This is a genomic window from Nitrobacter winogradskyi (assembly GCF_006539545.1).
In the GTDB taxonomy this organism is placed as follows: Bacteria; Pseudomonadota; Alphaproteobacteria; order Rhizobiales; family Xanthobacteraceae; genus Nitrobacter; species Nitrobacter winogradskyi_A.
Genome location: NZ_BJNF01000071.1, coordinates 36,190 through 55,934, shown reverse-complemented (window position 1 = coordinate 55,934; position 19,745 = coordinate 36,190). Strand labels below are relative to the sequence as shown.

Genomic DNA, 19,745 nt, shown 5'->3' with positions numbered 1-19,745 from the left:
AAACCTGGACCATGCGCCTTTTACGTTCGGCCTCCGACATCGCAAATCTTGTCAGCGTGCTGGAGCACCCGCAGCTTGTGGGCCACATCTATCTCGTTGAAACTTGTGCATTCCCGTCATCCTTCCTGCCATTTAGGCTCAAGAGAAAGGATGTCAGCGCCAACCGTCTGGTTAAAGACCTCAAAGAGCGAAGCCTGACGTCCAAGGTCCGGCACCTGTCATCGGGAGGAACACGAGGTGGCATTCCATTCACCCAAGGCCCACTCTTCTACATGTTGCGCAATCGCTCCTATGTTGGCGAGGTCAAATTCAAGGGAGAGATCCTGCCCGGACCTCAGCCGCCCTTGATTGAGCACGATCTGTTCAGGCCAAGTTGACTGAACTGTGGTCGCATCGAACCCAGACCAAGCAGAAGTCGAAGGCATTGCTCGGCGGAATCATCTTTGACGACGCCGGCATCAGGATGATTCCGACCTACCCGACCAAGAACCGTGTTCGCTATCGTTATTACATCTCGCAGCCAGTCCGCCGTACTCGTGATGAAGCACCAGTCGGCTCTGTTGCACGCGTCTCTGCTGAAGAGATCGAGGCACTCGTCGTCAAAGCGGCTCGCGACCAGTTGACAGCCGGAAACAGTCAGCCGCTCGACGTCTCGGATCAGGATGCCGTCACTGACTATATCGAACGGGTCGAGATCCAGAGCAAACGGCTGGCAATCACGCTAAAGGCGAACGAGCAGTCAGGCCGTCAAAGCGAGACCATCTTCGTCCCCTGGACCAAGCCACCGATGCGCCGCTTCCGCGAAGTGATTCTGCCGGCATCTATGAAGTCGCAAGCCCGAGCACGTCCCATTCGGGCTGAGCGCCGTGCTGGCCTGATCAAATCAATTGCGCGTGGCAGGATGTGGCTGGACGAGATCGTATCCGGTCGATCGACAGTTGAAGATATAGCCGCCCGACAAAAGTGCAGCACTCGGCAGATCAACATGACTGTGTCGATGGCCTTCCTCGCCCCATCTCTGGTCAAGGCTGCAATCGAAGGCCGCCTGCCTCGTGGCATCGGTATTGCTGAACTCCGCGACGCGCCCGCCGAATGGTCAAAACAATACGAACATGTGGGTCTGTCGCCAACAGCGATGCGTTGACACATAGCATTCACGGTTCTTTCGCACAGCGATCATAAGATCGCAGCGAAATGTCGTTCGGTACGCTTGTCGCACCATGACCAAGTCATCAAAGCTCGTTGCTGTCAGACGAGGCAAAGTCCTTCTCTTACGTGGTCGAAAGGACGGGCTTTGGATGTTTCCGGGCCGCCGTCACGACAAGGGAACCGACCGGGACTGCATCAGGCGCGAGATGAAGGAGGAGTTGCCGAACCTGAAGCTCGGACGCCTTCAGCTTTGGAAGGAAGTCATGGCAAAGAACAAGATTTCCGGCCGGAAGATGAGCGACGCCATCTTCATCGCCAAAACCGCGAAGGGGCGTCTCGACATTGGCGACAAGAAAGAACAGATCGTGCGGTTTAGCACAAGCCGAGGGGTGTCCGGCTCCCACCCACCTCGAGCACATCCGCGACAGGCTCTTTCCGCGGTAGCCCTTTCAGTCCGACCTGCGCTGACCAACCAGTCCCTGGGGTAGGTCGGGCCAAGTGTTCTTGGCGGATACGGCACTGTCACTATAGTCCGGCGACGGTGGTTCGTTCACACGGAACCCTGCCAGGAACGGGATTTTTTTACTGGAGACAGGCCGCGGTTTTGAGCCGAATTCAGGAACGGAGACCGTCTCCGATAAAACCAATCTCGGAAATCCCCGCAGAACGCGGGCCAATTCGCGAAGTCTCTATACGTCGACGAAATAGTAGACTGGATGGTGGGCGCGACAGGGATCGAACCTGTGACCCCTACCATGTCAAGGTAGTGCTCTCCCGCTGAGCTACGCGCCCGAAAATTCCCACAGGGGTCGCCGGTCCTATATCGGCTCCCGCGCCGACAGGCAAGGATCAGCGGCCACCTGAATCAAGCCGCCAGCATCTTATTCACTTCGCTGACCAATTCACGCAGATGCACCGGCTTGGACAATACCTTTGCGTTCTTGGGCGCTTCGGAATCAGAATTCAGCGCGACGGCCGCGAAGCCGGTGATAAACATGATCTTGATGTCGGGGTCGAGTTCGGAAGCGCGGCGCGCCAGCTCGATGCCGTCCATTTCCGGCATGACGATATCGGTGAGAAGCATTTCAAAGGGCTCCTCGCGCAGCCTCTGATAGGCTGAGAGGCCGTTGTCATAGGACGACACCTTGAAACCGGCATTTTCCAGCGCCTTGACCAGAAATCGGCGCATGTCGTTGTCGTCTTCGGCGAGGAGGATCTTGTGCATGGAGGTCATTGGAGCCCGGCTGGATAAGCAGTCTTTTATATAATCCATATCTGGTAAATTTGGAGTGAAGGCGAACTGGGGCTTGGCAGAAGGGTTGCGATTATCGACAATACAGGTTCAGAAAGCCTGTCCGGAGGTGTCCGGCAGACGGCTGCGCAAGGATGACGCCGGCGATGAGCCAGTTTGACGGTGACCAACCGCCTCCTTTCGAGATCGCAGAGCCGGCGACATGGCGATCCCCTATCATCTTTAACTCTCCGCATTCCGGTTCGATCTATCCGGAGCAATTCCTGTCCGCGTCGCGAATAGATCTCGCCGGCCTGCGCCGGTCGGAAGATTCGTTCATGGATGAACTGATCGGTGGCTTGACCGATGCCGGTTTTCCGGTGGTCCGGGTCAATTTTCCCCGTTCCTACGTCGATGTGAACCGCGAACCTTACGAACTCGATCCCCGAATGTTCACCGGGCGGCTGCCGAGCTTCGCCAATACGCGATCGATGCGCGTCGCGGGTGGTCTCGGCACCATCCCGCGCGTGGTCGGCGACGGCGAGGAAATATATCGCGAGCGTCTCAGCGTGGAGGATGCGCTGGGCCGGATCGAACAGCTCTACAAACCCTATCACCGCGCGCTGCGACGGCTGATCTACAAGGCACATCAGACGTTCGGAACGGTCATCCTCGTGGATTGCCATTCGATGCCATCGACCGGCATCGCGCCGGAGGAGTCCAGGCGGTCGGACATCGTGATCGGTGATCGCTATGAAACCAGTTGCGCGCCGCAGATTCCGAACATCATCAACGATCTGCTGAGAAGCCTCGGCTACTCGGTCACCCGCAACAAGCCCTACGCGGGCGGATTCATCACCGAACATTACGGCAATCCAGCCAGCGGACTGCACGCGGTTCAACTCGAACTCAACCGGGCGGTCTACATGGACGAACGGCGACGCGAGCGTGGCCCCCGCTTCAACCAGGTTGCCGCGGATTTCCTGACGCTCGCCAATGCCCTGGCCGCGATCCCCCTGGACGATCTCGGCCCCTTCCGCGCCGCCGCAGAGTAGGCGCCCGGCCAACGGTTTGAAATGCGGCAAAGAAAAAGAAAAAGGGTCGCCCGTCGAACAAGCGACCCGAGTCTAGGGAGGAAACGCCCAAGGAGGGCAGCGATAGCGCGACGGCTACCGCAGCGCACAATATGTAACCGCGCCGCACAAAATGCAAGGGATTTTCGAGCTAACTCCTCGCGAATAGAGGTATTTTAATTATTTTGCTGCCCTTACCGGTTCATCAACCATCGGCCTGACCACTGCTATTCATCCTGAAAATTCAAATACTTAACAGTATTTCATCGAGATTTCCCTGCCTCCGCCCTCAGGGCGGTCGCGTCCGATCCGCACTGATGCAGTCGAGGAATACAGTGCAACGCCCGCGAACGATTCGAGCACGGGAAAACTACGCCGTGACGGGATGGCGGACGGTGCGATATCCGATCCGGACATGTATAGGAGGCGGTTCAGTCATAGCGTTCCGAGCGCGGCGGATGACCTGTTCGCGTGAGGAAAACGCGTCAGAACACAACTCAGGCTTCGCTTCCAACCAGAGGCGAAAATGCTCCAGAGTCTGTTTCAACTGCGTTGAGCCCGATTCAACTGCGTTGAATCAGACTCGTCGCTTATCTTTTTGTTTGAGCATGATCTTTTCCGAAAACCGGTTTCCACTTTTCGGGATCATGCTCCAGGACGCAACGAACATTACCCGGTGAGGTACAGCGTGACGGTGATTGACTTTACCGCCTTTATCGACCGTCTCGCGACGGCGTCGGGCGAAACGATCCTGCCGTTTTTCAGAACGTCTCTTCTCGACGTCGAAAACAAGAGCGCCAGCCGCGACTTCGATCCGGTGACCGAGGCCGATCGGGCGGCCGAAGCGGTGATGCGCCGGATGATCCAGGCGAGCTTTCCCGAGCACGGCATCGTCGGCGAGGAATTCGGCAATCAGAACGAAGACGCCGAATATGTCTGGATGCTGGACCCCATCGACGGCACCAAATCCTTCATCGCGGGTTTTCCGATCTGGGGCACGCTGATCGCGCTGCTGCATCGCGGAACGCCGGTGTTCGGCATGATGCACCAACCCTATATCGGCGAAAGATTCAGCGGCGACAGCCGCTCCTCGCGCTACCGGGGACCGTCGCAGGGACGCAAGCTCGCGGTGCGGCGATGCCCGTCGCTGCAGGAGGCGACCTCGTTCACGACCAGTCCTCTCCTGATGAATCCCGACGATCGCGCCGCATTCGGCAAGGTCGAAGCCGAGGTACGGCTGACCCGCTATGGCGGCGACTGCTATTCCTACTGCATGCTGGCCGCGGGCCATCTCGATCTCGTCATCGAGACGGAACTGAAACCGTATGACATCGCGGCTTTGATACCGATCATTACCGGGGCCGGTGGCGTGATCACGACGTGGGAGGGCGAGCCGGCCCAAGGTGGCGGCCGCGTCGTCGCCGCCGGCGACCGCCGCGTCCACGAGGCCGCGCTGAAGCGGCTGAATGGCTAGAGCCTTTTCGCTTCTGATGGAATCAGAAGCAGAAAACTCTAGAACAGCGGCGTACCAGGCACGAAAGCGTCGAAGGCCGCCCAGAACTGGGCGCGGTAGCGATCCTGTTCCTGCAGGATTTCATGCTTCGATCCGGTAATGACGAGGTGCAGTCCGCTGCGCAGATGATAGGCGAACCGTTCGATGGCCGGAGTGGAGACGATGGCGTCGCTGCCGGCCGCGATCAACAGCAGCGGCTGACGAATCCGCGCCGGATAACCTGCATCGCGAAAATCGTGCATCGTCTGGAAGGCGGCGTCGACCCATGCCACCGTCGGAGACGCGATTCCCAGCGTCGGATCCTCCTCCAGGATCGCGACATTGCGGGCGAACCGCACGGGATCGCTGGTCAGGAAATTGCCCGCGAAACTGCCCATGCCGGTGATCTGGGCGCCTCCTCCGGGAATGTAGCGGCCGCCCTGTCCCAGCAGTCGCATCGCACGCAGCAGCGTACGCACCGGGAGCGAGGCGCGACGTCCCGGCAGGTCGATCATCGGCGCCGACAGCACCATGCGGTCGAACCAGCGATTGCCGGCGCGCGCCACCCGTAGCAGCACCGCGCCCCCCATTGAGTGCGCCAGTGCGAAGTAGGGCGGCGGGCAATCCGGCAGCACGACCTGCCTGACGAACGCGCTAACGTCATTCTCGTAATCGGAAAAATGGCGCACATGGCCCTTGCGCGGATCCGGCAACTGACGCGACGAATGTCCCTGCCCCCGCCAGTCGATCATCGCCACCGCAAAACCGCGGTCGCGCAAATCGCGCACGGTCTCGAAATACTTTTCGATCTGCTCACCGCGCCCGGTGAACAGGCAGACGGTTCCCTTGCGCCCTTGCGGCGACGGCCACCGCGCGAAACGTAAATCGACCCCGTCGGAGGTTCTCACGGCGCCGCTGACGCAATTCTCCGGAACCGGATTTGCGGGGATTGAAACCAGCTTCATGACCGAACCGGCTGGAGGAGAAACCTGAAAGAGCGGATCGCCCGGAAGCAGCCGTGTCCCGCCTCTTGAACGTGCCTGAACTCCCTCCATATCATTTTCGTGCAGGCCGCTACCAGTGGTCCCGAAGGGATCGACCAGGCTGCACCCAGACGAAAGCCCGGCCCGATTGGCGGGCGGGTTCCTGACGATGTCGCTCAATGGAGGACTGAACCATGCGCACTTTCGATCTCACCCCGTTTTATCGTTCCACCGTCGGCTTCGACCGTCTCTTCAACCTGCTCGACCAGGTCAACGGCGACGCGCCGGGCTATCCGCCCTACAACATCGATCGCACCGGCGATAACGCGTATCGTATCAGCGTCGCCGTCTCGGGATTCGCACCGAACGAGCTCTCGATCGTCGCCAAGGAAAACACGCTGACCATCAAGGGCGAGAAGGTCGCCAATGAGAACGGCAGGGAAAAGTCCGAGGTGCTGTATCGCGGCATCGCGGCCCGCGCTTTCGAACGCGCCTTCCAGCTGGCCGATTACGTGCAGGTGAAGGACGCCTCGCTGGAGAACGGGTTACTGCATGTGGATCTCGTTCGCGAGATTCCGGAGGCCAAGAAGCCCCGCAGCATTCCGATCTCGACCGGCACGGCAACCGCGCCGGCTGTCGAGAAGGCGGCCGCCTGATCCGGACTTTTTTCCGAACGAGGAAAGCGCCCCGGTTCCGCCGGGGCGCTTTTTTCCAAGCCATGCCCGGACAGTGAGACGGGCAGGTTTGATCAATTTCACCGCCGTCGCGTTTTGGGCATAACTTACACGCCATCAGCGACTCCCCGGCGCTTGTGTGATAGAGAAAAATTTGGCAATGTGAGGGTTAGGACAGCAAAGCTGTCTTAATTTGAAGATCGGCTTGGCACCGAAGTATTGCCGCGTATGCAGGCGTCTGATGTCCGGTCAGGACATGACAGGCTCGCTGTCCCCGCGGACGTCGGGCAACCAGGCTTGAATTCTCAAAACTTCGGCGCGCGGCTTGCGAAGGGTGGCCCCAGGGTTGTCAACCCGAGATTGTCAACCCAGAGGTTGTCGATCGGGGGTGGCCACGGCCGCCCCAGGATGCGCCGAAGACGCGAACATTTGCAGGATGTCACGATCCTGGCCGGGAAAGGACTGAGATGAGCGGGCCATCGTTCGAGCGGGAGACCATCCGGTCTCATTCACCGGCAGCGGAGTCGGCCGCGAAACCGTTTGAACCCGCACGTCAGCACGCAGGCCATGAACACACCTGTGAACAGACCTATGAACACACCTGGCGACCGCCGGCGGAAGGCTTCTATGACCCCGCGCTGGAAAGGGATTCCTGCGGCGTCGGTTTCATCGCCAACATCAAGGGCAGGAAGTCGCATCAGATCGTCTCCGACGCGATCAGCATTCTCTGCAACCTTGAACATCGCGGCGCGGTCGGCGCCGATCCGCGCTCCGGGGACGGAGCGGGCATCCTTGTGCAGATTCCGCACGTTTTTTTCGCGCGCAAGGCGAAGGAACTCGGCTTCACGCTGCCGAAGCCCGGCGAATACGCCGTCGGCGCGCTGTTCATGCCGCGCGAGACCGCCTGGCGCGAGATCATCCGGAGCATCATCGCCGATCAGATCAAGGCTGAGGGCCTGACCCTGCTCGGCTGGCGCGAGGTGCCCACCGACAACTCCTCGCTCGGTGAAACCGTCAAGCCGACCGAACCCGCCAACATGCAGGTGTTCATCGGTCGCAACGGCACAGCCGCGACCGAGGACGAGTTCGAGCGCAGGCTCTACATCCTGCGCAAGTCGATCTCGCAGGCGATCTTTGAGCGGCGCGAGCGCGGCCTTTCCGGCTACTATCCGGTATCGATGTCGTGCCGCACCGTGATCTACAAGGGCATGTTTCTCGCCGACCAGCTCGGCGCCTACTATCCCGACCTGCACGAGCCGGATTTCGAATCGGCGCTGGCGCTGGTGCATCAGCGCTTCTCCACCAACACCTTCCCCGCCTGGTCGCTGGCCCATCCCTATCGCATGGTCGCGCACAACGGCGAGATCAACACGCTGCGCGGCAACGTCAACTGGATGGCGGCGCGGCAGGCGTCGGTGCATTCTGATCTGTACGGCAAGGACATCAGCCGGCTGTGGCCGATCTCCTACGAAGGCCAGTCCGACACGGCCTGCTTCGACAACAGCCTCGAATTTCTGGTGCAGGGCGGCTATTCGCTCGCGCATGCGGTCATGATGATGATCCCCGAGGCGTGGGCCGGCAATCCCTTGATGGATGAGCAGCGACGCGCCTTCTATGAATATCATGCGGCGCTGATGGAGCCGTGGGACGGTCCGGCGGCGCTCGCTTTCACCGACGGCCGCCAGATCGGTGCCACGCTCGACCGCAACGGCCTGCGTCCGGCGCGCTATCTCGTCACCCGCGACGATCGCATCGTGATGGCGTCCGAGATGGGTGTGCTCAAAATTCCGGAAGACCAGATCGTCACCAAGTGGCGGCTCCAGCCCGGCAAGATGCTGCTGGTCGATCTCGAGCAGGGCCGTCTCATCCCCGACGACGAGATCAAGGCCGCGCTGGCGAATAGCCATCCGTATCGGGAATGGCTCGGCCGCACCCAGATCCAGGTCGAGAATCTGCCGGACGCGCCGGCCAGGGCGACACGCTCCAACCTGCCGTTGCTGGATCGCCAGCGGGCCTTCGGCTACTCGCAGGAAGACATCAACATCCTGATGACGCCGATGGCCTCCATCGGCGAGGAAGCCTCGGGCTCGATGGGCAACGACACGCCGCTTTCGGCGCTGTCGGACCGTCCGAAGCAGCTTTTCACCTACTTCAAGCAGAATTTCGCGCAGGTCACCAACCCGCCGATCGATCCCATTCGCGAAGAACTGGTAATGAGCCTGGTCTCGATCATCGGACCGCGGCCGAACCTGTTCGATCTCGAAGGTCTGGCCTCGACCAAGCGGCTCGAAGTACGGCAGCCGATCCTGACCGACGCCGACCTCGAAAAGATCCGCTCGATCTCCGATGTCGCGGAATCGCATTTCGTCTCGCGCACTCTCGACATCACTTTCGAGGCCAGCGTCGGCCCGGCCGGGCTGGAGCAGGTTCTCGACGAACTCTGCGCATGCGCGGAAGCCGCGGTGCGGGAAGGCGTCAACATCATCATCCTGTCCGACCGCATGATGGGTGTCGACCGGATTCCGATTCCCGCGCTGCTCGCCTGCGCCGCCGTGCATCACCACCTGATCCGCGTCGGCCTGCGCACGTCGGTCGGCCTCGTCGTCGAATCCGGCGAACCGCGGGAAGTGCACCATTTCGCCTGCCTCGCCGGTTATGGCGCCGAGGCGATCAACCCCTACCTGGCGTTCGAGACCATCATCGCGATGAAGGAGCGGCTGCCGGGCAGCCTCGACGACAAGGAAATCGTCAAGCGCTACATCAAGTCGATCGGCAAGGGCCTGCTCAAGGTGATGTCGAAGATGGGCATCTCGACCTATCAGTCGTATTGCGGCGCGCAGATCTTCGACGCTATCGGACTGAAGGCCGACTTCATCGCGAAATACTTCGCCGGCACGCATAGTCGCATCGAGGGCGTCGGCCTGGCGGAGATCGCGGAAGAAACCGTGCGTCGCCATGCGGACGCGTTCGGCGACATCCAGATCTACAAGTCCGCGCTCGATGTCGGGGGCGAATACGCCTTCCGCACCCGCGGCGAGGATCACGCCTGGACCGCCGAGTCGGTATCCAACCTGCAGCACGCCGTGCGTGGCAACTCGCAGGAACGCTATCGCGCGTTCGCGAAGATTCTCAACGAACAGTCCGAGCGGCTGCTGACGCTGCGCGGCCTGTTCCGGTTCAAGACCGCGGAAGACGACCAGCGCAAGCCCGTCCCCCTCGACGAGGTCGAGCCGGCGAAGGAGATCGTCAAGCGCTTTGCGACCGGCGCCATGAGCTTCGGCTCCATCTCGCGGGAAGCTCATACCACGCTCGCAATCGCGATGAACCGGATCGGCGGCAAGTCGAACACCGGCGAGGGAGGCGAGGAGGCTGACCGCTTCAAGCCGATGCCGAACGGCGACTCGATGCGCTCGGCGATCAAGCAGGTCGCCTCGGGGCGCTTCGGCGTCACCACGGAGTATCTGGTCAACTCCGACATGATCCAGATCAAGATGGCGCAGGGCGCAAAGCCCGGCGAGGGCGGGCAATTGCCCGGCCACAAGGTCAACGCGACCATCGCCCGCGTGCGCCATTCGACGCCCGGCGTCGGCCTGATCTCGCCGCCGCCGCATCACGACATCTATTCAATCGAGGATCTCGCCCAGCTCATCTACGACCTGAAGAACGTCAACCCGGAGAGCCTGGTCTCGGTGAAGCTGGTCTCCGAGATCGGCGTCGGCACGGTCGCCGCCGGCGTCGCCAAGGCGCGCGCCGATCACGTCACCATCGCCGGCTTCGAGGGCGGCACCGGCGCCTCGCCGCTGACTTCGATCAAGCACGCCGGATCGCCCTGGGAGATCGGGCTTGCCGAAACCCACCAGACGCTGGTGCGGGAGAAGCTGCGCGCGCGTGTCGCCGTCCAGGTCGACGGCGGCTTCCGCACCGGCCGCGACGTCGTGATCGGCGCGCTGCTGGGCGCCGACGAGTTCGGTTTCGCCACCGCGCCGCTGATTGCCGCCGGCTGCATCATGATGCGCAAATGCCATTTGAACACCTGTCCGGTCGGCGTCGCGACCCAGGATCCGGTGCTGCGCAGGCGTTTCACGGGCCAGCCCGAGCACGTCATCAACTACTTCTTCTTCGTCGCCGAGGAAGTGCGCGAGATCATGGCGCAACTCGGCTATCGCACCTTTGACGAGATGATCGGCCAGGTGCAGATGCTGGACCAGACCGCACTGGTGACGCACTGGAAGGCCAAGGGGCTCGACTTCTCGAAGCTGTTCTACCGGCAGAAGGAAGCGCCGGGCCAGAAGATCCATCACGCCGAGACGCAAGACCATCACCTCGACAATGTGCTGGACCGCAAGCTGATCGCACAGGCAAAGCCCGCTCTCGATCGCGGCGCGCCGGTGACGATCGAGACCGGGATCGACAATACCGACCGCTCAGCGGGCGCGATGCTGTCAGGCACCGTCGCGAGGATCTACGGCCATGCCGGCCTGCCGCTCGACACCATCCAGGTCCATTTCAAGGGCACGGCCGGTCAGGCGTTCGGAGCATGGCTCGGGCGCGGCATCACCTTCGACCTTGAGGGTGAAGGCAACGATTATGTCGGCAAGGGCCTTTCCGGCGGACGAATCATCGTGCGGCCGCCGGCGGATTCCGGCATCGTGCCGGAGGAATCGATCATCGTCGGCAATACCGTGATGTACGGCGCGATCGAAGGCGAATGCTACTTCCGCGGCATCGCCGGCGAGCGCTTCGCGGTGCGCAACTCCGGCGCGGTCGCCGTCGTCGAGGGCGCCGGCGACCACTGCTGCGAATACATGACCGGCGGCATCGTCGTCGTACTGGGCAGGACCGGACGCAACTTCGCAGCCGGCATGTCCGGCGGCGTCGCCTACGTGCTCGACGAGGCCGGCGATTTTTCGAAGCTGTGCAATCTCGCGATGGTTGATCTGGAGCCGGTGCTGTCGGAAGAGATGATCAATGCCGGCACCTATCATCACAGCGGCGACCTCGAGGCGCACGGGCGCGTCGACGTGTTCCAGAACCTGCTGGAATCCGATGTCGAGCGGCTGCACGTGCTGATCACGCGCCACGCCAAGCTCGCCGGGTCCAGACGCGCCGCCGACATTCTTGCGAACTGGAAGGCTTACCTGCCGAAATTCCGCAAGGTGATGCCGGTTGAATACCGCCGCGCATTGAAGGAAATGAAGACCGACGCGGACGCCGAACCGAAGATCGCGATCGGAGCGTAATACGAATACCGTCATCCTGAAGGACGCACGCCTCGCGCTGATCTCGACGGGTGGCAAAGCATGGACGACTTAGTCGTCATTGCGGACGGAACGAAGCAATCCGGAGCGGCAAGCAGAAACTGGATTGCGCCGTCGCTTCGCTCATCGCAATGACGGACAAAAGCAGATTCAAGGGCATCAGGTCCGATGGGCAAGATCACGGGGTTTCTGGAAATCGAGCGGCATGACCGCAAGTATGCGCCGGTCGAGGAGCGGGTGACGAACTTCAAGGAGTTCGTGATCCCGCTCAGCGAAAAGGAAACGCGCGATCAGGCCGCGCGCTGCATGAACTGCGGCATCCCCTATTGTCACGGCACAGGTTCGGTTCAGCCCGGCACGCCCGGCTGCCCGGTCAACAACCAGATCCCGGACTTCAACGATCTCGTCTATCAGGGCAATTGGGAAGAAGCCTCGCGAACGCTGCACTCCACCAACAACTTTCCGGAGTTCACCGGCCGCATCTGCCCGGCGCCATGCGAAGCCTCCTGCACGCTGAACATCGATGACAACCCGGTCACCATCAAGACGGTCGAATGCGCCATCGTCGATCGCGCCTGGGACAACGGCTGGCTGAAGCCGCTGGTCGCGGCGCAAAAGACCGGCAGGAAAGTCGCCGTGGTCGGTTCGGGTCCCGCCGGGCTCGCCTGCGCGCAGCAGCTCGCGCGCGTCGGCCATGAGGTACATGTCTATGAGAAGAATGCCAAAGCCGGCGGGCTGCTGCGCTACGGCATTCCCGACTTCAAGATGGAGAAACACATCATCGACCGCCGCCTGGAGCAAATGCAGGCCGAAGGCGTGATCTTTCACTACGGCAAGCCGGTCGGGGGTGACACAACAGGCGCGATCGATGCGGCGCAACTCGTCAGAGACCATGACGCGGTGGCTTTGACCGGTGGCGCGGAATCCCCGCGTGATCTGCCGATCCCCGACCGCGATCTCGCCGGCATTCACTTCGCGATGGATTTCCTGCCGCAGCAGAATCGCCGCAACGGCAACGAAACCTTCGACGCGCCGGACATCCTCGCGACCGGCAAGAACGTGGTGGTGATCGGCGGCGGCGACACCGGCTCGGACTGCATCGGCACCTCGTTCCGGCAGGGCGCCAGATCGGTGACCCAGCTCGAAATCATGCCGGCTCCGCCGGAGCATGAGAACAAGGCGCTGACCTGGCCGAACTGGCCGCTGAAGATGCGCACGTCATCGAGCCAGGCCGAGGGCGCCAGGCGCGACTATGCGGTGCTGACGCAGAAATTCTCCGGCACCGATGGCAAGGTGACCAAACTGCACTGCGTCCGTGTCGACGGCCGGTTTCAGCCGATCGCAGGCACCGAATTCGCGCTGGAAGCCGATCTCGTGCTGCTGGCGATGGGCTTCGTGCATCCGGTGTATGAGGGTCTTCTCAAGACGCTCGGTCTCGACCTCGACCAGCGCGGCAACGTCCGCGCCAATACGCAGGATTTTCAAACCTCGCTTCCGAAAGTGTTCTCGGCCGGCGACATGCGGCGTGGCCAGTCGCTGGTCGTGTGGGCGATCCGGGAGGGACGCCTGTGTGCCCGCGCCATCGATCAGATGCTGATGGGATCGACCACGCTGCCGTTATGAAGCCGCGCGGCGTGCTCCGCCGCGCCGCCGGTTACTGTCGTGATCATCAAGGGCGCTCCGGCAATCGATCTTCCTGGAGCATGTTCCGGCGACGCTGACGATCTCTTCGTCGCAACAAGACGAGACTCTGAACTAGAATTGTTGCAGGCTCGCATTGACACTCATCCACACGCTTAACCTAACCGTGCACAGAGACAATCTGTGAATTGATCGTCGTCCTCCGCACGTTACTGTCGTGACAAAGTGGGGGAGCGGCGAAGTGGCGGCATCGCGTTGGATGGTTTTCTTGATCGTCGTTTTCCCGATCGCTCCGGCACAGGCGATGTCGCGTCACGTCGCCATCAGCGCCGGCTCATTTTTCGCAGCAGCCGCGCGCTGCGAAGAACAGAACCTGATTACACCGGGTCAAACCGGGCATCTCCTGGAAGCGCTCGATCCCTATCTTTCGACATCCGACAAGGCGAACATGGCGGCCGGCGACGCGCGCGCTAAAAAGATCTCCAAGGTGTTCGTTGAGTCGGAGAAAAAGTGGGTGAGCTTCACGCCGGATGCAACGAGCTGCTACCGCGTGCAGGGCGTGCTCGACGACTACCGGGCGCAACTCGGGCATTGAGATCGCAAAGCTCAAACCGCCATCATCGGCAACTATCGCGTTATTGGTGAGAGCGGTGATCTGTCCGCGTGAAGAAACGCGTCACCACAACGATCCAGAGCTTCGCTACTGATCCAGTCCGAAGCAAAGCTCTATCGCGAGAACAGGTCCGAGAAGAATCCCGGCAATCCGAAATCAGCCGGCGGACGTGAAGGCGCCTGCGATCGTCCCGCCTGCGCGGGCGAAAAAGCGCGAGACCCCGACAGTCCGTTCGACTGCGCTTGCTGAGCGGAAGGAGCGAGCCGCGGCTTGTTCGGCTTCGCTGCGGAAGCTGCACCAGCGGCTTCCGGCGCCGCCGCGACCGGCGGATCGCCCTTGGCCGGCTCAAGGCCGACCTCCCGCCGCGGCCAGGCGAAATCGTCAGCGCGCCCGGCGGGCGCGGATAACGGTTCCCCCCGCACCAGCGTTCGCGCCGCCAGCGCGTCAATCGCTGCGGGATGGCTGCCGGGACCGCCGAGCAAGCGGTCGGTCCCGAACGAGGAAGCCACCAACGGCACGATCGGTCCAGCCAGCGGACGGGGGGCTGGCTGCCCCGGTTTGACGTCGGTATCGGGCGTGTCAGGCTCGACGGGGATCGCGACCGGCCCCGACCGCGCCGCCATCACGCGCGTGATCTCGCGCTCGACATAGTGTGCGAGCTTGCGCGAGCCCGCCTTGGTGAAGAACACGCCGTCATATGAACGCAGACGGCGGATCTGGCCTTCGAAATCCGGCCCCTGCTGGATATAACGGCCAGCCTCGTCGACGAACCCATCCCAGATATCGACGTAGGTGATGCCCGCCTTGTCCGCGGCATCCCGATAAAGCGAGTTGAGGAACAGCATGTCGGCCGTTGACTTTGCACCGCGCACGGCAGGCAGGGCGACCCAGAACACCGGAACGCCCTTCGACTTGAGCACTGTGATCATGTCGTCGATCTTCCTGCTGTAGAGTTCGACCCAGCGATCGCTGCGGAACTCGGCAACCCCGTTCGGCGAACGCGCGCTTTTCGTCCTGGAAACGGCGGGCTGATCGGCGGTCTCATCCGGAGATTGTTCGGAATCAGCCGGCTTGCCGTCAGAGTCAGCAGCGGCTTCATCCGCCTTGCCGGTTTTGCTTCCCCCTTTCGGGTCCGCATCGGCCTTCTTGTCGTCCGTCTTGCCGCTCTTGTCCTTTTCCGGCGCTTCCCGAATCGACGTGCGGTCTTGCAGGCCGAGCATGACCACGATGGCGTCCGGATTTTCGGTGGCGAGAACGGCTTTCGCCGCGGCCACCCAATCCGCCGGATCACCCTTCGGCTGATAGCGGATGAGGCCGGAGACGGTCTTATGTTTGCGGATCACGCCCATGTCGGACGTCTCGCTGAGAGCATCCTCCAGGCCATAAGCAAGCCAGTCAGCCATGGCGTCGCCGAGCACCAGCACATTGCGCTCAGACACGGTGTCCCGCTTTTCAGGCGGTGGCGCGTGTGAGTAATTTTCGGCCGGCCGTTGTTGCTGCTGTTGTGGTTGCCTCTGCTGCGGTTGTTGAAAAGGTGCGAAGAAAGGATTGTCCGAGCCGAACCAGCCTCCGCCTCCGCCTCCTCCGCCACCACCTCCGCGGCGCGCGGGGGCCGGACGGTCAAAACCGAAATTGAAAAGCTGCGCCGATGCCGGCGCGGCGACCAGCGTGGCGACAGCAATCGCCAGCGCAATCCATGGTCCGCGTTGGGTCAGTCGGCGAAGCAGCGATCTGGGTCCGGACATACGCTCAATCGCAAGGGAAAGTCCCGCAATCCTATAATAGCGAAATCGGGCCGCAAGCGGGCGATTTTCCCGCCACCAGCGAGGCGGCGGCTTATGGCCTCAAAAGTATGCCTTTTAGCATCACCCTTGACGCCTTCTCCCCTTGCGAACTTCGACGGGCAGCCTACCGCCGCCGCAGCCGTTCCAGCACGTCGGACGATGCGAAACCATCGGCAGGCGCCCCAACGGAAGCCTGGAAGCCGCGCAGCGCCTCCCGCGTCCCGCTGCCGATCTGACCGTCGGGAGTTCCGCGATAGAAACCCTGCCGCGCCAGAAGCTGCTGCAACTCCAGCCGCTCGGTACGGGACAGCACCCGCTCCTGCCGCGGCCACGGCTGCACGAAGGGGCTCCCGCCGCGCAACCGATCGGCAAAGTGGCCGATCGCTAGCGCATAGGCTTCCGCGGGGTTGTACTTCATGAAGACCCGGAAATTCTGCAACATCAGGAAACCCGGTCCGCCGGCGCCAGCGGGCGCGAGCAGATAGGCGCGGTCAGAGGAATACGGAAAGCCCTTGTTGCCGGCGCGCCGAATGCCGAGCTGCTCCCATTGCGCGAGCGTCATCGCCTTGGCGCGGTCCGCCAGCATGTAGTTGAAGTCATTGGGCACGACCACCTCGTACCCCCAGGCCCTGCCGGTCTGCCAACCGTCCTTCTTCAGGTTGTTGGCGGTGGATGCGATTAGGTCGGCGGGGTTGTCGACCACGTCGCGACGGCCGTCGCCGTCACCATCAACCGCGTAACGCTTGAACGCCGTCGGCATGAACTGCGTCGGGCCGAACGCACCCGCCCATGAGCCGCGCATCTGCTCGGGCCGCAGATCGCCCCGATTGAGGATCTCAAGCGCGGCCAGAAACTCGTCCCGGAAATATTTCTGGCGGCGGCCGACACATGCCAGCGTCGCCGTCGATTGCAGCACGCTGCGGTCGCCCATCTGCGTCGAATAGTTTGATTCGATGCCCCAGATCGCCGCGATCGCGTAACGATCGACGCCATAGGCCTTCTCGACGGCGTCGAACTGCGGCTTGTAGGTGGCGAGAATTTCGCGGCCGCGCGCAAGACGCGCATCCTTGACCAGAATATCGAGATAATCCCAGATCGCCTTGGTGAACTCCGGCTGCGAATCCATCAGGTCCATGATACGGAGATCGGGCGACAGCCCCGCCGTGAAGCGCTCGAAGTTCTCGCGGGTGATGTGCCGCCGCGCCGCATCGGGCCACATGGCCGCGACGCAGTTCGAGAAATTCGCCGCCGCCTGACGAATCGCTGCGGAGGTCATCAGCGGATGACCGGAGGCGCCGTCCTCGCCGCTCCAGGCCGTGGCGGCCGAACTCGCCGGCCGTTTCGGCGGAGAGGGCGTCTGCTCCGATCCGCCGCGCGGCGCGAGCGAAGCACTTTGCCCGTCATTCGCGATGGAGCCAGTGAAGAGGTTGTCCAGAAAACCCTGGATGCCGTTGCCGTTCGATGCCTGCGCGCGCGCCTCGCCCGGCGGCGCAAGCAACGCAAGCGCTACGACGACCGCCATTCCTGTTCCGCGCATCCATTCCTGCATCACTGTCGCAACCATTCCTGACCGTGTATGATGAGTATTGCGATCTCAGGAGGCCCTGTCACGGTTTCCATCGGCTTAACGGCGGGTCTTTTTCCTGCCTGAGGACAATCAGCCGCGGGCCTTCATGATCGGTCCATATATCGACGGAACTTCGGCATCCGCAGGGCAAGAGCCTGACCGGGAACACCCTGGCCGGAACAACGGCCGGCTTACATTCACCGTATCCGGCTCTTACGATTGCTTCACCAGAGCCATCCCGTCGCGATCACATATCCGCCTTTGTTCCCGGCTGTAAAACCGGCCGGAGCACTTTCGCGCTTCTGGTTGAATCAGAAGCGAAGCTCTAGATTGTTGTTTTGACGCGTTTTCTTCACGCGAACCGGTATCCACTTCGCTCGAAAACGCTATAACACTATATCAACTGATCCCGTTTCATCCCGCCCGCACAACAACCCACAGAATCGATATGAAAATCCGCAAAGCCGTCTTTCCGGTCGCGGGGCTCGGCACCCGCGTTCTCCCTGCCACCAAGGCGATGCCGAAGGAGATGCTCACGATCGTCGACCGGCCATTGATCCAGTATGTGTTCGACGAGGCCAGGGAAGCGGGCATAGAGCACTTCGTTTTCGTGACCGGCCGCAACAAGAGTGCAATCGAGGATCACTTCGACCGCCAGTTCGAACTCGACGAAACACTGAAGACGCGCGGCAAGCAGACAGAGATAAACCTGCTGACGCAATTCCAGCCCGAGGCCGGCGCGGTGAGTTTTACCCGGCAACAGGCCCCGCTCGGGCTTGGCCACGCGGTATGGTGCGCCCGCGACATCGTAGGCCACGAGCCATTCGCGGTGGTGTTGCCGGACGAACTGGTGCTGAACACGCCGGGCTGCCTCAAGCAGATGATACAGGCCGCTGAAAATCTGGGGCCGAAGTCCAACATTGTCGCGGTGGAAGCGGTGCCCGACGACATGACCCACAACTACGGCATCTGCGGTGTGGGCAAGCGCAGCGGCAGCACCTTCGAGATCGACGGCATGGTGGAGAAGCCGCCGAAGGGCACCGCGCCCTCTAATCTTTCAATTACCGGACGCTATATTCTCCAGCCCGAGATATTCGAGATTCTCGCAAACCAGGAACGCGGCGCCGGCGGCGAAATCCAGCTCACCGACGCCATGATCGGCCTGTCGAAATCGCAAGCCTTCCACGGTCTCGAATTCGCCGGCGAGCGTCACGATTGCGGCTCGCGCGCGGGTTTCCTGCGCGCCAATATCGCGTTCGGGATGGCGCGTCCCGATCTACGCGAAGGCTTGCGCGCGGAGATGAAGAAGTATCTCGGGATGTGACGCGGTGCCGAACTTTGATGCGTTGCGCGATTACCTGAAGCAACGGACGCAGACCGAATTCGTGCTGAGCTTCGCGGAGATCGAGCAGATCATCGACGACGACCTCCCGCGCGCGGCGCAGCGCGCGTCGTGGTGGGATACGGCGCGCGCGCCTGAACAACGAATGCCGCAACGCGAAGCCTGCATAGCGGCGGGTTATGTCGCGACACGCCTTGTCGATGGCGTCCGGTTCCGTCGCGCGGACGCAAAACGGCCGCGCTTCAGATAGCTGGAATCAGTAGCGGGCTCTGACGCACGTCCCGAACAGCCCTATATTTGACACGATGATCTTCGGAAAATCCGGCACCTGAAGAAAGCTGCCGCATCCGACCATATCGAGAAGCCGACGCTGGCCGGCGGCGGTGCGGCTGAGGTCCGGGCCGCGAACTGCACAGAGGAAGATCAAATGCGCGACAGCAAGGCGATCCCGGCCAAAGTTACCAAGAGCGACAGCGAATGGCGCAAGGAACTGACGCCGATGCAATATGCGGTCCTGCGCGAAAAAGCCACCGAGCCGCCATTCTCCGGCGAGTACGAACATGAACGCCGCCGCGGCATCTATGTCTGCGCCGGCTGCGGACAGACGCTGTTCGAATCCGACGCCAAATTCGATTCAGGATGCGGCTGGCCGAGTTTCACCGTGCCCGTGGTCGAAAGCCACATCGATGAGGAGCAGGACACCAGCCGCGGCATGATCCGCACCGAGGTGCTATGCTCAAGGTGCAACGGCCACCTCGGCCATGTCTTCAATGACGGTCCCGAGCCCACAGGTCTGCGTTACTGCATCAATTCGGCCGCCCTTAAGCTCGCGCCCAAGTAACGAGGTCGAGATCCGAAAGCGGCGCGTGGGTTCAATCAAGAGAACGTCCCGCTGAAATTTCCGGTCCGGTCGCCGGATTCATGATTCCGGCCCTGGA

General features: G+C 61.9%; 15 protein-coding genes, 1 tRNA gene and 1 pseudogene. 12 read left to right on the top strand and 5 right to left on the bottom strand.

What is annotated here, in order from left to right; translation table 11 throughout:
• The first annotated feature begins 11 nt into the window (after positions 1 to 11).
• The 3 genes and pseudogenes from NWI01_RS18950 (at position 12) to NWI01_RS12880 (ending at position 1,593) form a co-directional block, all read left to right on the top strand.
• On the top strand, positions 12 to 377 hold the full coding sequence (locus tag NWI01_RS18950; RefSeq protein WP_181410472.1) for a recombinase family protein: 366 nt from the start codon (positions 12 to 14) through the stop codon (positions 375 to 377).
• The gene (locus NWI01_RS12885) at positions 374 to 1,144 is read left to right on the top strand and encodes a hypothetical protein (RefSeq protein ID WP_181410471.1); all 771 of its coding nucleotides are present in this window, start codon (positions 374 to 376) and stop codon (positions 1,142 to 1,144) included. Before NWI01_RS18950 ends, NWI01_RS12885 begins: the two co-directional genes overlap by 4 nt.
• A 76-nt stretch (positions 1,145 to 1,220) precedes the next feature.
• Positions 1,221 to 1,593, top strand: a pseudogene (locus NWI01_RS12880) (NUDIX hydrolase).
• Between the two features lie 273 nt (positions 1,594 to 1,866).
• Here the strand turns inward: NWI01_RS12880 and NWI01_RS12875 are convergent.
• Together NWI01_RS12875 and cpdR are read right to left on the bottom strand one after the other, a co-directional pair.
• A tRNA-Val gene (locus NWI01_RS12875) sits at positions 1,867 to 1,941 on the bottom strand.
• A 73-nt stretch (positions 1,942 to 2,014) separates the two neighbouring features.
• Complete coding sequence (cpdR, locus tag NWI01_RS12870) at positions 2,015 to 2,374, bottom strand: cell cycle two-component system response regulator CpdR (protein WP_009797255.1); 360 nt, start codon at positions 2,372 to 2,374, stop codon at positions 2,015 to 2,017.
• A gap of 173 nt (positions 2,375 to 2,547) precedes the next feature.
• Between cpdR and NWI01_RS12865 the strand changes: the two genes are divergently transcribed.
• Positions 2,548 to 3,435 (top strand): N-formylglutamate amidohydrolase, encoded by an 888-nt coding sequence (locus NWI01_RS12865; RefSeq protein WP_141384228.1) that lies wholly within the window; start codon positions 2,548 to 2,550, stop codon positions 3,433 to 3,435.
• Positions 3,436 to 4,141: 706 nt separating this feature from the next.
• The gene (gene hisN / locus NWI01_RS12860; protein ID WP_141384227.1) at positions 4,142 to 4,927 is read left to right on the top strand and encodes a histidinol-phosphatase; all 786 of its coding nucleotides are present in this window, start codon (positions 4,142 to 4,144) and stop codon (positions 4,925 to 4,927) included.
• A 38-nt stretch (positions 4,928 to 4,965) separates the two neighbouring features.
• Here the strand turns inward: hisN and NWI01_RS12855 are convergent, their stop codons facing one another.
• Entirely contained in the window at positions 4,966 to 5,910 is a 945-nt protein-coding gene (locus NWI01_RS12855) for an alpha/beta fold hydrolase (protein ID WP_141384226.1), read from the bottom strand.
• Positions 5,911 to 6,122: 212 nt separating this feature from the next.
• Between NWI01_RS12855 and NWI01_RS12850 the strand changes: the two genes are divergently transcribed.
• From NWI01_RS12850 to NWI01_RS12835, 4 genes are all read left to right on the top strand, one after another.
• Positions 6,123 to 6,584: an Hsp20 family protein gene (locus tag NWI01_RS12850; RefSeq protein WP_141384225.1), complete on the top strand. Its 462-nt coding sequence runs from the start codon at positions 6,123 to 6,125 to the stop codon at positions 6,582 to 6,584.
• 485 nt (positions 6,585 to 7,069) lie between these two features.
• The gene (gltB, locus tag NWI01_RS12845; RefSeq protein WP_141384224.1) at positions 7,070 to 11,842 is read left to right on the top strand and encodes a glutamate synthase large subunit; all 4,773 of its coding nucleotides are present in this window, start codon (positions 7,070 to 7,072) and stop codon (positions 11,840 to 11,842) included.
• Positions 11,843 to 12,028: 186 nt separating this feature from the next.
• Entirely contained in the window at positions 12,029 to 13,483 is a 1,455-nt protein-coding gene (locus NWI01_RS12840) for a glutamate synthase subunit beta (RefSeq protein WP_141384223.1), read from the top strand.
• 277 nt (positions 13,484 to 13,760) lie between these two features.
• On the top strand, positions 13,761 to 14,096 hold the full coding sequence (locus tag NWI01_RS12835) for a hypothetical protein (RefSeq protein ID WP_244613751.1): 336 nt from the start codon (positions 13,761 to 13,763) through the stop codon (positions 14,094 to 14,096).
• Between the two features lie 131 nt (positions 14,097 to 14,227).
• Here the strand turns inward: NWI01_RS12835 and NWI01_RS12830 are convergent, their stop codons facing one another.
• The gene (locus NWI01_RS12830; RefSeq protein ID WP_141384221.1) at positions 14,228 to 15,859 is read right to left on the bottom strand and encodes an SGNH/GDSL hydrolase family protein; all 1,632 of its coding nucleotides are present in this window, start codon (positions 15,857 to 15,859) and stop codon (positions 14,228 to 14,230) included.
• Between the two features lie 163 nt (positions 15,860 to 16,022).
• Complete coding sequence (locus NWI01_RS12825; RefSeq protein WP_181410470.1) at positions 16,023 to 17,462, bottom strand: lytic murein transglycosylase; 1,440 nt, start codon at positions 17,460 to 17,462, stop codon at positions 16,023 to 16,025.
• A gap of 451 nt (positions 17,463 to 17,913) precedes the next feature.
• On the opposite strand from NWI01_RS12825, the gene NWI01_RS12820 reads away from it, so the two are divergent.
• The 3 genes from NWI01_RS12820 (at position 17,914) to msrB (ending at position 19,648) form a co-directional block, all read left to right on the top strand.
• A complete protein-coding gene (locus NWI01_RS12820; RefSeq protein WP_141384219.1) occupies positions 17,914 to 18,789 on the top strand; it encodes a UTP--glucose-1-phosphate uridylyltransferase in 876 nt (291 codons plus the stop codon).
• Between the two features lie 4 nt (positions 18,790 to 18,793).
• Complete coding sequence (locus tag NWI01_RS12815) at positions 18,794 to 19,057, top strand: DUF7662 domain-containing protein (protein WP_141384218.1); 264 nt, start codon at positions 18,794 to 18,796, stop codon at positions 19,055 to 19,057.
• Between the two features lie 177 nt (positions 19,058 to 19,234).
• Positions 19,235 to 19,648, top strand: a complete 414-nt coding sequence (msrB, locus tag NWI01_RS12810) for a peptide-methionine (R)-S-oxide reductase MsrB (RefSeq protein WP_141384217.1) — start codon at positions 19,235 to 19,237, stop codon at positions 19,646 to 19,648.
• The last annotated feature ends 97 nt before the right edge of the window (positions 19,649 to 19,745 follow it).